The 14,873-nt window shown below is 51.4% G+C and carries 10 protein-coding genes; 3 read left to right on the top strand and 7 right to left on the bottom strand.

What is annotated here, in order from left to right; translation table 11 throughout:
- Positions 1 to 138 precede the first annotated feature (138 nt).
- From GH784_RS08580 to GH784_RS08570, 3 genes are all read left to right on the top strand, one after another.
- Positions 139 to 2,205, top strand: a complete 2,067-nt coding sequence (locus tag GH784_RS08580) for an ATP-dependent helicase (RefSeq protein ID WP_004431143.1) — start codon at positions 139 to 141, stop codon at positions 2,203 to 2,205.
- A 23-nt stretch (positions 2,206 to 2,228) separates the two neighbouring features.
- Positions 2,229 to 3,308 (top strand): DNA polymerase IV, encoded by a 1,080-nt coding sequence (gene dinB, locus GH784_RS08575; protein WP_004431141.1) that lies wholly within the window; start codon positions 2,229 to 2,231, stop codon positions 3,306 to 3,308.
- A gap of 418 nt (positions 3,309 to 3,726) precedes the next feature.
- A complete protein-coding gene (locus GH784_RS08570; protein WP_065663333.1) occupies positions 3,727 to 4,671 on the top strand; it encodes an FkbM family methyltransferase in 945 nt (314 codons plus the stop codon).
- Positions 4,672 to 4,908: 237 nt separating this feature from the next.
- Here the strand turns inward: GH784_RS08570 and GH784_RS08565 are convergent, their stop codons facing one another.
- The 7 genes from GH784_RS08565 to rfaE1 all read right to left on the bottom strand — a co-directional run bounded on the left by GH784_RS08565 (position 4,909) and on the right by rfaE1 (position 14,800).
- Complete coding sequence (locus tag GH784_RS08565) at positions 4,909 to 6,051, bottom strand: acyltransferase family protein (protein WP_153793345.1); 1,143 nt, start codon at positions 6,049 to 6,051, stop codon at positions 4,909 to 4,911.
- Between the two features lie 187 nt (positions 6,052 to 6,238).
- The gene (locus tag GH784_RS08560; protein WP_153793344.1) at positions 6,239 to 7,147 is read right to left on the bottom strand and encodes a hypothetical protein; all 909 of its coding nucleotides are present in this window, start codon (positions 7,145 to 7,147) and stop codon (positions 6,239 to 6,241) included.
- 133 nt (positions 7,148 to 7,280) lie between these two features.
- Positions 7,281 to 8,204 carry a class I SAM-dependent methyltransferase gene (locus GH784_RS08555; protein ID WP_051365531.1) on the bottom strand — a complete coding sequence of 308 codons (924 nt, stop codon included), beginning with the start codon at positions 8,202 to 8,204 and terminating at the stop codon, positions 7,281 to 7,283.
- Positions 8,205 to 8,366: 162 nt separating this feature from the next.
- Positions 8,367 to 10,478, bottom strand: a complete 2,112-nt coding sequence (locus GH784_RS08550) for a glycosyltransferase family 9 protein (RefSeq protein WP_194842956.1) — start codon at positions 10,476 to 10,478, stop codon at positions 8,367 to 8,369.
- Positions 10,479 to 10,520: 42 nt separating this feature from the next.
- Positions 10,521 to 12,197 carry an HAD-IIIA family hydrolase gene (locus GH784_RS08545; RefSeq protein ID WP_112651193.1) on the bottom strand — a complete coding sequence of 559 codons (1,677 nt, stop codon included), beginning with the start codon at positions 12,195 to 12,197 and terminating at the stop codon, positions 10,521 to 10,523.
- Positions 12,198 to 12,353: 156 nt separating this feature from the next.
- Complete coding sequence (rfaD, locus tag GH784_RS08540; RefSeq protein ID WP_025594984.1) at positions 12,354 to 13,340, bottom strand: ADP-glyceromanno-heptose 6-epimerase; 987 nt, start codon at positions 13,338 to 13,340, stop codon at positions 12,354 to 12,356.
- A complete protein-coding gene (rfaE1, locus tag GH784_RS08535) occupies positions 13,340 to 14,800 on the bottom strand; it encodes a D-glycero-beta-D-manno-heptose-7-phosphate kinase (RefSeq protein ID WP_025594985.1) in 1,461 nt (486 codons plus the stop codon). Before rfaE1 ends, rfaD begins: the two co-directional genes overlap by 1 nt.
- Positions 14,801 to 14,873: the final 73 nt, after the last annotated feature.

Here is a 14,873-nt window from a genome sequence, read left to right as displayed (position 1 = left end):
CACCGCAGTGTGGAGGACAGAGACATGCGTTCATTATTTGTTCTGGCCTGCTGTTTGAGTTTTTGCTAATCATTGCAACAAGAGTGCTTTTGAAAAATGCCGTCGTCGTGCGGATAGGCAAATATCAAGGATGCAGGCATGGCGGTTGCCTATCTGGACAAACTGAACGAGCAGCAACGCAAGGCCGTGGAACATGGCGTTGGGCCTTCAGGCGGACACACGGCTGGACCGTTGCTGATTATCGCCGGTGCCGGTTCCGGCAAGACCAATACGCTGGCGCACCGGGTGGCGCATCTGATCGTCAATGGCGCCGATCCTCGCCGCATCCTGCTGATGACGTTTTCACGGCGTGCCGCTTCCGAAATGTCGCGTCGTGTCGAGCGTATCTGCAAGCAGGTCATCGGCGCTAACGCCGGAGCCCTCACCGATGCGATGGCCTGGTCCGGCACGTTTCACGGGATCGGCGCGCGCCTCTTGCGAATCTATGCGGAACAGATTGGACTGGACGTGGATTTCACGATCCACGACCGCGAAGACAGCGCTGATCTGATGAACCTTGCCCGACACGAACTGGGTTTCTCCAAGACCGAGAGCCGTTTTCCGACAAAGGGCACCTGCCTTGCGATCTATTCGCGCGCCGTCAATTCACAAACGCCACTGAAAGAAATCCTGCGCCAGCACTATCCATGGGTGTCCAGCTGGGAAGAAGAGCTCAAGCAATTATTCGCCGCCTATGTGGAGGCCAAGCAGGCCCAGAACGTTCTCGATTACGACGATCTTCTGCTCTACTGGGCCCAGATGGTCAGCGATCCCGACCTTGCAGGCGATATCGGCAATCGTTTCGACCACGTGATGGTCGACGAATATCAGGATACCAACCGGCTGCAGGCCGCGGTGCTGATGGCACTGAAGCCGGGCGGTCGCGGGTTGACCGTGGTGGGTGACGATGCCCAGTCGATCTATTCGTTCCGGGCAGCAACGGTGCGCAATATCCTTGATTTTCCGGCATCTTTCAGCCCAGCTGCCGATATTATCACCCTTGATCGCAACTATCGCTCGACACAGCCGATACTGGCTGCCGCCAATGGTGTCATCGACCTTGCCCGTGAGCGGTTCACGAAAAACCTCTGGACCGAACGACAGTCACTCGAGCGGCCGAAGCTCGTGACAGTAAAAAGCGAAACCGAGCAGGCGAACTTCATTATCGACCAGGTGCTGGCCAATCGTGAGACCGGCATGACGCTGAAGCAACAGGCCGTGCTGTTTCGCACCTCCAGTCATAGCGGGCCGCTTGAAGTTGAACTTACACGCCGCAATATTCCCTTCGTCAAATTTGGCGGCCTGAAGTTTCTCGACAGTGCCCATGTAAAGGACATGCTGGCGGTATTGCGTTTCGCGCAAAACCCGCGCGACCGCGTCGCCGGTTTCAGGCTACTTCAGATGCTGCCGGGTATCGGGCCGAAGAAAGCCGGCAATATTCTCGATACGATTGCGGCAGACCCGGAACCTCTGCTCGCCCTTGCCGAAATTCCGCCGCCACCCAAAACCGGTGATGACTGGGTATCCTTCGTGCAGTTGCTGGCGAACCTGCGAAAATCGCAAGGCGGCTGGCCATCAGATATCGAGCAGGCGCGGCTCTGGTACGAGCCCCACCTCGAACGCATCCATGAGGATGCCGAGACGCGGAAGGCCGATTTGCTGCAACTCGAGCAGATTGCCGGCGGCTATCCTTCCCGCGAACGCTTCCTCACCGAACTGACGCTCGATCCGCCGGATGCCACCAGCGATCAGGCAGGCGTGCCGCTGCTCGATGAGGATTACCTGACGCTTTCAACCATTCATTCGGCAAAAGGCCAGGAATGGCGTTCCGTCTTTATCCTGAACGTGGTCGATGGCTGCATACCCTCCGATCTGGGCGTCGGCTCCACGCATGAAGTCGAAGAGGAACGCCGGCTGCTCTATGTCGCCATGACGCGCGCCAAGGACAGCCTGTCACTGATAACCCCGCAACGGTTTTTCACCCATGGCCAGAACGCGCAGGGAGACCGGCATGTCTATGCCGCTAGAACCCGCTTCATACCGGCAACCTTGCTGCAGTTCTTTGAAACCGCCACCTGGCCCCTGGTTTCGGCCGCAGCCTCCGAGCGCAGCGCGCAGCAGATCCGCATCGATGTAGGCGCGCGGATGCGGGCGATGTGGAAATAGGGAAGATCGTACAGGCTGGAACGATGGATAACACGGCTGTTCGAAAGATCATCCATATCGACATGGATGCCTTTTATGCATCGGTGGAGCAACGCGACAACCCCGCACTTCGCGGCCTGCCGGTCGCCGTCGGCGGATCGGCCGCACGAGGCGTGGTGGCTGCGGCAAGTTACGAGGCGAGAACCTTCGGCGTGCATTCCGCCATGCCGTCCGTCACTGCCAAACGGAAATGCCCGGATCTGATCTTCGTACCGCCACGCTTCGAGGTATACCGGCAGGTGTCGCAACAGATACGCGAGATATTTGCCGAATATACCCCTCTGATCGAGCCGCTATCGCTCGACGAAGCCTATCTCGATGTCACCGAAAACCTGAAAGGCATGGAGATCGCCACCGAAATTGCGCTGGAGATCCGCGCAAAAATCAAGGCGGTCACCAGCCTCAATGCATCTGCCGGCATCTCCTACAACAAGTTTCTGGCCAAGATGGCAAGTGACCTGAACAAACCGAATGGCCAGGCCGTCATTACGCCAAAGAATGGGCCTGGCTTTGTTGAAGCCCTGGCCGTCAAGAAATTCCATGGCGTTGGACCCGCCACGGCCGAGCGGATGAAACGGCACGGCATCGAAACAGGCCTCGATCTCAAGTCGAAATCACTCGGTTTTCTGCAACAGCATTTCGGGAAGTCCGGCCCTTATTTCTACAACATCGCCCGCGGCATCGATGAACGGCAGGTCAAGCCCGATCGCATCCGCAAATCTGTCGGCGCCGAGGACACATTCGTCGAGGATATCGACGATCTCGACTTAGCGAAGGCGGAGCTTGGCCCTTTGGCGCAGAAAGTCTGGCGTTATTGCGAGGCCCACGACATCACGGGAAAGACGGTGACCGTGAAAATCAAATATTCGGATTTCAGCCAGGCGACACGCAGCAAAACAGTGTCGGGAGCCGTGTCTGACCTCGCAACGATCCAGGAGATGTCAGAGAGCCTGCTTGCCTCCGTCTTTCCATTCAAACGTCCGGTAAGGCTGTTGGGGATTACCCTTTCCTCGCTGAGCACCGAAGAGAGTGAAGAGGAAGCTCAGCTCGCGCTTGGCTTGTGATGCCCCTGTCCCGAAAACGAAAAAGCCCGCCGCGGGAGGAGGTGCGGCAGGCTTTCCGAAATTTCGAACAACGGCTGGGAGGAGGAGTGCCATTGTTCACAAGACAACCCTTGGGAGGAGGATAGGGTCATCTCAATCCGAAGCTTTGCGGGAGGAGGTGCATCGCTTCGATGAAAACAAGATACCCGGTTTTACCGCATATTAAATAGGCTTTAATGCAGCGCAGCCATGCAAGAAACGCACGACGTCATCTGACAACGCGTGCTGAGAGGCCATCAGCAGCAGCACTGCGTCAAAATCGATGCCCTCCACGAGATTAGAGCATTCGAATAGTCTCAAAAATGTGTTGGATAAAAATCTGTAAGAAATTAGCTTTGCAACTCCGCTCCTGTCGACGGGCCGTACGAAAGAAACTGAAATGAGTGAATGGTCGAATAAAGAATATGTAAATTGGATTTATAAAACGCTCTTGCATAGGGACGCGGACGAAAGCGGGCTGGATCATTTTTCCAACCGTTTGGAGTCAGGGGAGGACTTGAAGAATATTGTTGAAAGCATTCTCGCAGGCGACGAATACAAAGCAAAAATGCGAGCAGAGGAAGTCGATCCTTTGCAAATTTCTCAAAGACAGCGTCGACGATTGACTATTGTGGATGTCGGCGCCCGTTTGCTTGCAACAGAGGATCACATCTACGCGCCATTGACAAAAGGTACTCTCGATTGGCGTGCCATCGGTTTCGAGCCACAAAAGCACCGCATAGAGGAACGGGCAGCAGCAGAACCAGACCCCAGACTAGTTTTGATTGAAGCGTTTATCGGGGATGGCAAAGAAGCGCTGTTCCATACTGTTAATGACGATGGCAGCTCTTCCCTGCTTGATCTCAATCTGAAATTCAACGCAGATTTTGATGATATAGGCGACATGCGTGTTGTATCGACTGACGTTGTTAAAACTTCCACTCTAGATGAAGCTTTAGCTGGAGAGCCACACATCGACTTTTTAAAATTCGACATACAGGGCTTCGAGGGTCGCGCACTGTCGGGCGCAAAAGATGTATTGCAGAAAACCAACGTCGTGCACTGCGAAGTTTTTTTCGGCCCCATGTATCACGAGACGGCATTTTTCCGGGATATAGATCATATCCTTTCAGAAGCAGGATTTGAATTTATCGACTTTTCGCACTTGAATAGATACGAGTACACATCGGTGCCGTTCAAGACCGCCAAGCGCGAGAGACTGATATGGGGCGACGCCGTCTTCTTTCGCAAGGACGTGAATAACGCTGATGATCGCATCGCCCAGGCTTTGATAGCGAGTATGATTTACAAGAAACATGGCCTGGCGCAAACGCTTCTTCGCTGAGAATCAGTCGCCGTAAATGCATAGACAGAAAGACCGTCGACGATGATGGTCTTTCTCTATCTGCACAACCCAGGCCAAGGATGGTCTCCGATCAGCAACTGACCGCAACAACATGGTGGAAACCTGGCTGACGACCATGGTCGGCGTGCCTGCGCGTACGAAAAATATGAAATTCGGATCCAGGTCAGTATGCTACCCCTGAGCATCAAGATCATCCAAAAAATTTCCTAAGAATAGTCACATGCTTTTGGAGCCAATCTGACGCCCAATGGGTAGTTTTTGCATGTAACGATTTTCTATACGATTGTATATTCTTTTGCCAAGGCGCTGGGATGGCTTCTCTATCCAGATATAAGTACAGTAAGACAATAAGAATGTTGCCAGACTTACAACCAAAAGTGAGAGATATACCGAAATCTTTCCACGCAGTGATTGACCATAATTATCAAGGTAATAGATCCCCGCATACATGACGGGGCCATGCATCAGATATATGGAATAACTAATTCTGCCGGTAAATGACAAAAACGCCGATTTAATTTTGAAGAAATGAATGGAAAAGAAAAATACGGCGAAGGCTGCAAAATAAGAGCCATATAAACGGGGCACCATATCTGGCTCAGCGTGCGTTCTGACGTAGGCTTCATTGAAGCCTGCCATTGGGAACACAAATAGCCATCCAATTGCTACGATCCAGTAGGCAAGCTCTGCAAATCCTTGTACCCCCTGCTTTTCAAAACGAGCGCGCGCCAAGGCGCCCCAGAACATGAAGCCCAACAGCATGGGATATTCGCCGAGCTTGCCTTCAAACATTTGAAATTTATGAAGATATTCACGATCTATGAAAGTAGCCGTCAGGACAAGCGCAAGCAGCGCCAAGACGTTGGGGTTCTTTACGCCCTTCAACAGGAAAAGCGCCAAGCACATTCCATAGAAAACCAGCTCGACAGCGAGAGTCCAGTAGGCTCCGTTTATAGGCTCAACGGAGAAAAGATCCGGCACCATTGTCGCGTTGAGAAAGATATCTGTCGTACTAGGATACTTGCCGGATGCCCATTGCTGGGCGATGAGGGCGAAGAGCAACGAGAGCCAAAAGAGCGGAAATAGCCTGAAAAATCGAGACAATAAAAATTTCACGCTCCCGTCAAATCTTCCTCCCGACAAGCTACCTGGTATCACGAATCCACTTATTATAAAGAAGATCGTAACACCCATCCGACCGAAATCGAACTGATGCGCGATTTCTGCGATCCATCTGCCTCCGGCCTTGCCCTGTTGCGCGAAGCCGACATAAAGCTCGGAAATGTGAATTATCAAAACAAGAAGAACCGCGATGCCGCGAAGAACGTCTATGAACTGATATCTCTCGGACTCTCTCACTCACTGTCCTCTCGATCGAGCATTTTATCCGGCAAGGGCTGCCACGATATCAGGCTCATAAAGGACGTTGGATATGAGAACAAGCTTACAAGTCCCCTATTATCTCCCGTAGCCGCGTAACACACCGCATCCAGCAATGGGTAAAACACGTCAAGATTGAAGGAACTGGCCGTACTAAAGGTAGATATCAGCGTAATGCGTGGGGGTTGCCACGGTTTCCGCGGGCGAAACGATAGCGCGGTGGCTGATAGTGAAACTCTGCCGTGTACGGAGACAAAAACTTGTCCTCCAGACAATCATCTGAAACAAAATAGGCATTCACTCCGATAATGTCGCACCCGACAAGCGACATGGCCTTGCTGCGACCAATCAACTCCATAGTCTTTAAGGAGCCGCCAAATAGGTTGGTTCCATCCCAAAGCGAATTTCGATCATAAGGCACTTCGTATTCGATACTTGGGTGGATGTGCGCATTGTACTCAATACATGCAGCTCGGGCGCTAATCGGTATCGCTTTCCATACGTGTGAGGTATTTTGATCGATATCGACGCTCATAAAATCGACTTCCGCGCCTATGCCAGTGCCTTCCAGAATCCCCGATATGTTTTCAGCGGCGACAAACGCTTGCTCTACAATAAGCCGTCCGTCTCTAATCTCATTGGCAAATTTCTCTCTAATCTCAGCCACGTGACGGGAGCTTCCTTCGATCCACACACCTCGCCACCCCATTTCGAGCAGAAACCTGGTCGTATTTTGATTGCCGTTCTCAGTGCCCAATTCTATGAACGTTTTATGCTTCACACCTATTCTGGAAAAAATTTCAGCGATCGCAGAATCTTCATAAGTCTGGGAAAAAACGTGAGCGTTATGTTTGGCAACAAATTTCTCGCCATACCTGCGAAGTAGAGCTTCGCAAAGCATATCTTCGTAATAAATGGCTGAAAGCTCTTTATTTATGAACGCGTTTTCATTTGCTTGCCTTATCCATTCGGCAATTTCTTTTAGATTAACGTCCGACAGGGCTGTATTGTCACCGGCGTTGAAGACTTTCCGCCATCTCTTCAGGATTGAGGTTCGAAGCCTGCTGATGTTCATATTTTAAGACCCTAAACCAACGTCCAATGAGAGAACTAGGCCGATTTTGCTTGCTCCAGGCGCGGCCTGGTTTCGAAACTGACAACTTCCAGAAACCTATCGATTACGGATATGTCTCCGATGTAACTGAGGCCTATCGCTGAGACCGGATTTTCTTTTTCAAGCGATCCCACATGGCCGACAGACCACGTCGTTCCAGTTTCTCCCGGAAAAACCTCACTTCTGCCTTCAGACGCTCAATCTCGTCTCTATTCTGTTCATTGTGCGTTTTCAGATCAGCCAATTCCATCTCATTCCGATGGGTTTTATCTATAAAATCGTCGATGACCCGATAACTATATGGATTACTGTCTGGATATGTTTTGCGTACAAACTCCAGAAACCCGGTCGAGGTCGCGCCTTCCTTGGGCTTGCGCCCGAGCACAGCATAATCGGGGAAGAGTTCCATCATTTCCAAGAATGCGGCTGCTGACCCTGTTTGATAACGGAGATTCGGCTGATTTATGCCGATACATGTTGCCTCGGAGAAGCCATAGAACTCGACGACAAATTCGAGATACTTAGGAGGCAACGGGTGAACATGGGTGGGATCCGAGTAAAACCGGTTCGAACCGACAAGTATGTTTTCAGGATTGGGAGTCTCGAAGATCACGAGGCCACCGGGCCGCACTACGCGATGCGCATGCTTGACAAAGTCGTGCAGGACATCTGGCGGGAGGTGTTCCACGATGTGAAACCCGGTTATCAAAGTCACACTATTGTCTGGCTGGCTCGCAATATGACTAAGACAATCACCAACCTCGACAGTTAAACCATCCGCCTGAGCAGGAGAAAGCATATCGTCGTTCGAGTCGACGCCCAAAACCTGCCAAGAGCGCTCGGACAGCAAACGTAGCCACTCGCCACGCCCGCATCCATAATCAATCGCATTCCTGGGGAGTAGCTCCAGCTCTAAAAGCTCGATGGTCTGATTGTAGATTTCCAGACGTCCACGAATTTCGCTTCGACTGCCCCTGTGCCTGTTTTCAAACTCATAATAGAAACCTTTTTCGATCACAGGAGGCACCTTCCATCTCGCAACAACACAGTTCAGCCTCGACACGCATTGGCTTGCGAATTCGTGACGCCAGAATCTCTATATGTTCGTGTACATTGAAGGCAAGTCACTATGAGACCGACCGTGACACTGCAAACAAACTTCCTTACACACTAGTAGCAATCATTCGGCATCATGCGCCGACAATGTGTTTCTAATCGTATCAATGACCACGTCGACAGATATTCCAGTCATGCATTTGTGAGCGGCAACACAATCTTCGATGCGCGCTATATGGCAGGGCGAACAGGCTAGCGGTTTTCTGACGATCGCAACAGACCTTCCCATTGGTTGCCATATATTGTGATCGGCAACACCGCTGAACACGACAACAGTTGGTACGCCTATTAACGCCGCAAGATGGGTGGCACCGGTATCTGTGCCGACAAAAATCTGCGCATTGGAGATGACCGAAGCAAGGTCCACTAAGGGGAGATTGGCGATCAAATCCAACCCCATGCCCTCTGGGATCGCGTTAAATATCGCATCGCGATATTCAGATTCCGCGTTACCACCGACAACGACTATCTTGAAATCGTCTTCCGATACAAGCCTGCGCGCAAGCTCCGCAAACTTCGAAGGAGCCCATTTCTTGGCCAATGTCCCTCCGCCGGGAGCAATGACCACATATCGAGAGCCGACGAAGGGATTATTGAAGCTTCCACTCGCTATCAATGCAGAGGTCGCGTCGGAGCTGTCAAATCCCTTTAAAGTGTTGACGACATGGCTACTCAGCAACATGAGACGATGGATGTTATGCGCGTTTTGATATAGTCCGCGGGGAACCTCCATCGGCGGCAATGAAATATTGAGGGGCATGAAATGTTTGTCAAAGCCCTGAAAGCCTGCCTTTACGGCGGCCTGAATAAACATCAGAAGCGGCCTTGTATCCGGGTCATGCCTCAGATCGATAGCCAAATCGTAGCGATCTGGTACTAGCCTTTTTATGTTCGCGTAGTTTTCAAGTTGGGCTTTCTGAACATCCTGCGAGAGTTCCGCAGAGAATTTATATTCGATTACTGAATCGAAATAGCCGCTTGCCCTGGCCAGATCACCATTCGTCGGCGAACAGACCAACGTGACCTCCGCATCAGGCCACGCTCTTTTCAGCACATCGACGGCGGGAAGCGACAGAAAGAAATCACCTATATGATCAAGCTTCAGAATAAGTATCTTAGGTTTTTGACCAAAAGGGGTTAGCCCATAGGTCGTTCTATTCTCGACCACAACGCCATTTTCAGGCGCCGAAGGAGAACGAAGAGGCTCTAAATCAGGCGCCTGACTTATATGTTTTTTTTTTCGTTTTGCCTTAGCTTTTTTTATTAGCGACAGCACCAGACCGGCGAAAAGAGACCATGGATAGGTAATCGGTAAAAATAGGGATGTCTGTTTTCTGAGCGCCAGAACACGCCGCTCAGTTTTCAAAAGGCGGCGAGACGCGTCCTTTGCGGAAACAGCGGTTTCGGACAGAGACGCTATCATCGCTTCCGCCGTGCTTGCTTGGGCCTGCAATGTATAATGCATCTGCCAGATGTCCGAGAGATCGTGATCTGCCATCTTGGCCCCATCCGTGGCTTGGGGCGACCCGATAATGAACTGCAAATTCTCGGATTGCGTTACGGCCCGAATGTCGTCGATTGCTCTTCTAACTTCTCTAATAAAAGAGTTCTCGACGTCGAAGTCACGACAGACAACGATCGTCAAGTAAGTTGAGCCGGATATACGGCCTTCAGGCTTCGCGTGCCCATCGTTGCCGCCAGAATAAGGCATCAATATTTTTGCTAGAATACGTAAGTTGAACGTGTCTAGAACATAGCGCCAGCGATGCAGCGCTTCGTCTATGTCGCTTCCAGCAGTTTGTCGATCTAATTTCAGTTCAAATATCAACAAACCGTTTGGCAAAAGACTGCGCTCGACATCGCTCACGCACTTGTGGATGTTTTCGAGGCTATCGAGTGTCGACGAGCGCTTAAAAAATATGTCGAACTGCAGCGTCGCTGGAGAAGTTTCCGCCTTCTCGGATGAGCTTCCCCCACCCGATACAAGCGACCACATCTGGGGATTTATCCCAGAAAACTCCACGCCATCCACGCCATCAACGCGGACAGTGCACAATCCGCTTTTGCTCGCTTCGACGGCTTGGAAGATTGGTAAATAGTGAGTGCCGGCAGAGGTCTGTGTTTCCCTCCATTTCGCGTAAGCGTCTTGGTAGTTCGAGAATTCAGTGCCGTTCAAGTTAAGCAACCGCGTACTTTCCATAACATCACAACCAAGACGTTAGAGTTTTTTGCTTGAAACAAAATCAAACAAGTTTTTTCCGGAGAACAACGCGCCTTGAATACCGGCTGCAACAGCAGCCTCAACATCCGACACCTTGTCGCCGATGAGAACGCTGCGCTCCCGATTCACGTTCCATCGCATGATGATATCTTCTATCATTCCCGGAGAGGGTTTTCTCCAATAGTGATCACCCCGGTATTTTTCGATCGTGGCATTCTCGTGGAAAGGACAGAGGCGTTCATCGTCAATAGATGCGCCTTGTTCGTGAAGCAACTTCCCAATATGAGCCCGCAAAATGATATAGTCGAGATCATCGTAATAACCGCGACCGATGCCAGACTGGTTTGTTACGACAAATACCCGATATCCCCGGTCTCTGAAAGAACTTATAACTTCCGCTGCCCCAGGGATAAGTCGGACGTCCTCAATCTTACCTGGATATCCCGTGTCTTCGATAATCACGCCATCTCGATCTAAAAAAAGCGCGGGTACGCTTTCGGTATAAGGCTGCAGCAATCTGTGCATTTCTTCGACAGCGCAGACGATATGATAAAGAGACGACGCGGGCGCATGCTCCTCGACTGCGGTACCATCTTCGTGAAAACGATCCACCCAAAGGCCGGGTAGAACTCCCTTGAAAAAACCCTGCAATGCACCGGCCGCCTCAGCAACCTTTGCGTATGCCACTTCTCTATCTTCGAGAGTTATCGCCGTCTCGGCCATCATAAGCCAAGCTTTGATCCGCTCAGTCTGTGGCCACAGACGAAATGCTTTGTCGTTGAGTGTCAGATCAAAATTCAGACCATTGCGCGCAAGACCACGGGATTCATCGACACCTTTTTCGCCAATCTCCACGAGTTTGCGCGCAGCGATAAGAGCGTCTTTCCGCCCTACCATCTTACCCCATCGCGTGAGCAACCATGCCCATTCGAATTGGTGCCCCGGCTCGATTGGCGCCAGGGTGTGGTGCTGCATTACCGACCAGTCGTGATTATAATATTCACGAAGAGCCCCGCTTTCAGGCGAGATAAATGCCGACAGGCACAATTCGCCTATTTCATTGAGGCACGACAGCCAGCGTTCAGGCTTTTTTACCGAAGGATTTTCCATCCATGCAAGAAACGCCTCAAAGAGATGCATATGCGGATTGGAACGCAGAGGCACGATAGGCGGCGCGGCCTCTTCAAAACCTGAGGCCGGATGCTTCCAACCCGCGATCATCGCCTCAAGACAGTGCAGCGCGGCTTCGGCAATGGTGTCCTCGTTTTCAAGCGTGTCAGCAGCATAGCTCAGCCCGAACAACGCAAAGGCATGGTCATATAGATCGAATGACGTATTCCTGACCCCACTCGCCAAATCGACCGTAGTAATCAGGGAACCGTCCGCATTAAAACAGTGCTGTTGAAGAAAGTCCCATCCGTGCTGAACCACCCCTTCAGCATCGCCGGCCCAACCCATTCTCTTAGCCGCAGAAAAGCTATAGATCTGACGGCAAACGACCCGCGTTCTTCGCGGTGCTTCAACTGCAGCACCGCTTCTATCGATTTTTTCGAAAAAGCCACCACTCACATCATCTCGCCCAACCGAGGACCATAGTGGAAGCGCCGCTTCGAAAAGCCATTTTTTGAGTTTCAGATATTCATTCTGAGCGGATTCGAAGCCCGGCTGTGTCATCAAGAATTATCCTTAACCAGACTGGTTTGGCTGACATGAGTGATAGCTATCCGAATCCGTTTTCGAAGGACGCCATTCAGCGGTTGCGATTTTGAGGGTGTTCAATCCAGCTTTATGTGAGCGCATACAGTCTTTTCGCATCAATTATGCCTACTGCTAGCGATATCTGTCTTCGCGGCTTAGATACGAATTGATGTAATCGTCAAGCCCTTCTTCAAGCGATGATTGGGGGCCGTTATATCCGATTGACGCGACTTTCGACATATTTGCCTCGGTAAAGTACTGATATTTACCGCGGATCGCCTCCGGCATTTCAATGAAATTAATATTCAGCTTCTTGCCGAGAAGATCGCCCATGACATGAACGATGTCTGCAAAAGATCGTGCCTTGCCAGATCCACAATTAAAGATCCCGCTATATTTCTGATTGTTCAAAAGCCACAAGATGAACGATGTGCAATCTTTCACATATACGAAATCCCGACGCTGTTCTCCATGTTCGATATCAGGTCGATAAGACTTGAACAGGGATACCTCGTTAGTGGCCTGCACGACGTCAAAGAGTTTGCAGGCGACACTGCGCATATCATCCTTATGATATTCATTTGGCCCGTAAACATTGAAAAATTTTAGGCCAGCCCACTGCGGAGGGGCATTCTCACCACGCGCAACACGTTCGATGAAAATATCATCGGTCGTCTTTTTGCTCCAGCCATAGGCATTCAGCGGTGCAAGAGAGGCGCGTGCCGATGCAGCCTCGTCGTCATCAAACCCCTCCTCGATGCCGCCATAGGTCGCAGCGGAAGACGCGTAAATGAAAGGAACGCCATGCTCAGCACACCAGTCCCACAACATTACAGAATAGTTGATGTTCAGCTCGATCAGTCTGTCTACATCAGCTTCCGTGGTGGCGGAAATCGCGCCCATATGTATGACGGCTTTCACATCCACTTTAATGCTGCGAAGATAGTCGAGCAGTCCTTCGGGTGACACATAAGCTGCGATGTTACGCTTAGCGAGATTGCGCCACTTATCGCCACGGCCAAACCAGTCAACGACGGTAATCGGCCCCAGACCCGCCGCCTCCAAATCAGCGACAATGTTGGACCCGATAAATCCAGCAGCTCCGGTTACAATATACATCAAACTGCCTCTTTTTTACTGCGCGCAATCGTCGCCGTCGTGCTTTTTCCGGGCACTATTTCGAATGTAACGACCTTGCCGCCATCCGCCATCACGACATCCGCACCAACAATGTTGTCGATCGTATAGTCCGCCCCTTTAACCAGCACATTGGGGCGTATCGTCTTAATGAGTTCAAGCGGTGTGTCTTCGTCAAACACCACCACCGCGTCGACGAAAGCCAATGCGCCCAGAAGTTCGGCGCGATCCAGTTCGGTATTTATCGGTCTCGATGGACCTTTAAGCCGCTTTACCGAGCTATCTGCATTAACGCCAACGATCAGACGATCGCAATTATCCCTCGCAAACTGCAAAAGCCTGATGTGGCCAACGTGCAGGATATCGAAGCAACCGTTCGTAAAGCCGACCTTCAGATTATCGCCCCGCCAATCCTCTGCCAGCGCCTGGACATCTTGCCTGTCAAAAAGCTTGTCCGAGGGGCTGACTTCCCCCGACGAGGTGTCGTGAGACAAGGCATCTCGGAGTTCGGCAGCAGAAACAGTTGCCGTGCCTTTTTTACCAACCACGATGCCAGCAGCTGCATTTGCAATTCGTGCTGCATCGGCACGTGAAGTTTGGGAGCCCAGGCCAACGGCGAGCGTCGCAATTACCGTGTCGCCAGCACCAACGACATCGAACACTTCTTTAGCTTCCGTGCGAATATGGAAAGGCGGATGGCCTCGCTCAACAAGGGTCATCCCTTTTTCCGCTCGCGTAATGAGGACCGCCTCGATGTCGAAGCGCGACAGGATCAACTCGCCAGCCAATTCAGCTTCCTCATCGGTATCCGGCCATACACCCGTTACGGCCTGCGTTTCCTTTTGATTGGGTGTTACAATCGCGGAACCTGCATAGCGGGTAAAATCAGACGTTTTTGGATCGATAATGACCGGTTTTCCCTCAGTCCGGCAGGCAGCAATAATTGCTTTCACAACCCTTTCGCTTAACAGACCTTTGGCATAGTCCGACAAAATGACAACGCTGTGAGATGAGATCAAGGAAAGCGCAGTGGAGATGACACGATCCTCTTCCTCGTGGGAAATCGGAGAGGCATCCTCAAAATCAACGCGCAACATTTGCTGGCCGTGACCGAGGAAACGCGTCTTGATAGTTGTCGGGCGCTCATCCAATGTCACGAAGGGCGCCGAAACGCCATGAACATTGTTCAGCAACTCAAGCAGTTTGCTGCCATTGTTGTCTTTGCCCACCGCTCCCAGCAATGTACAACTTGCTCCAAGAGAAGATATGTTGCGCGCAACGTTAGCTGCTCCACCGGCAAAATATTCCTCTGATCGCGCGCACATAACCGGGACCGGGCCTTCCGGGGAAATGCGGCCGACATCGCCGGAAATAAAGCAGTCCAGCATTACATCGCCAATGCAGAGAACCTTAACTTCAGAAAATCTCAAATAGTCCAACATCACCAGTTATTCATCCTGTCGCTGTCCTACACGTGAGCCACAACACACGCAAAACGGAATGCCCAATTCAACT

It is taken from the genome of Agrobacterium tumefaciens (assembly GCF_009649785.1).
Lineage (GTDB): Bacteria > Pseudomonadota > Alphaproteobacteria > Rhizobiales > Rhizobiaceae > Agrobacterium > Agrobacterium tumefaciens.
This window is presented reverse-complemented; position numbering and strand designations above follow the sequence as displayed.

Coding starts and splice junctions, on each gene's coding strand:
- GH784_RS08580 (WP_004431143.1), top strand. CDS start 139: ATGGCGGTTGCCTATCTGGACAAACTGAACGAGCAGCAACGCAAGGCC.
- dinB (WP_004431141.1), top strand. CDS start 2,229: ATGGATAACACGGCTGTTCGAAAGATCATCCATATCGACATGGATGCC.
- GH784_RS08570 (WP_065663333.1), top strand. CDS start 3,727: ATGAGTGAATGGTCGAATAAAGAATATGTAAATTGGATTTATAAAACG.
- GH784_RS08560 (WP_153793344.1), bottom strand. CDS start 7,147: ATGAACATCAGCAGGCTTCGAACCTCAATCCTGAAGAGATGGCGGAAA.
- GH784_RS08545 (WP_112651193.1), bottom strand. CDS start 12,197: ATGACACAGCCGGGCTTCGAATCCGCTCAGAATGAATATCTGAAACTC.
- rfaD (WP_025594984.1), bottom strand. CDS start 13,340: ATGTATATTGTAACCGGAGCTGCTGGATTTATCGGGTCCAACATTGTC.
- rfaE1 (WP_025594985.1), bottom strand. CDS start 14,800: ATGTTGGACTATTTGAGATTTTCTGAAGTTAAGGTTCTCTGCATTGGC.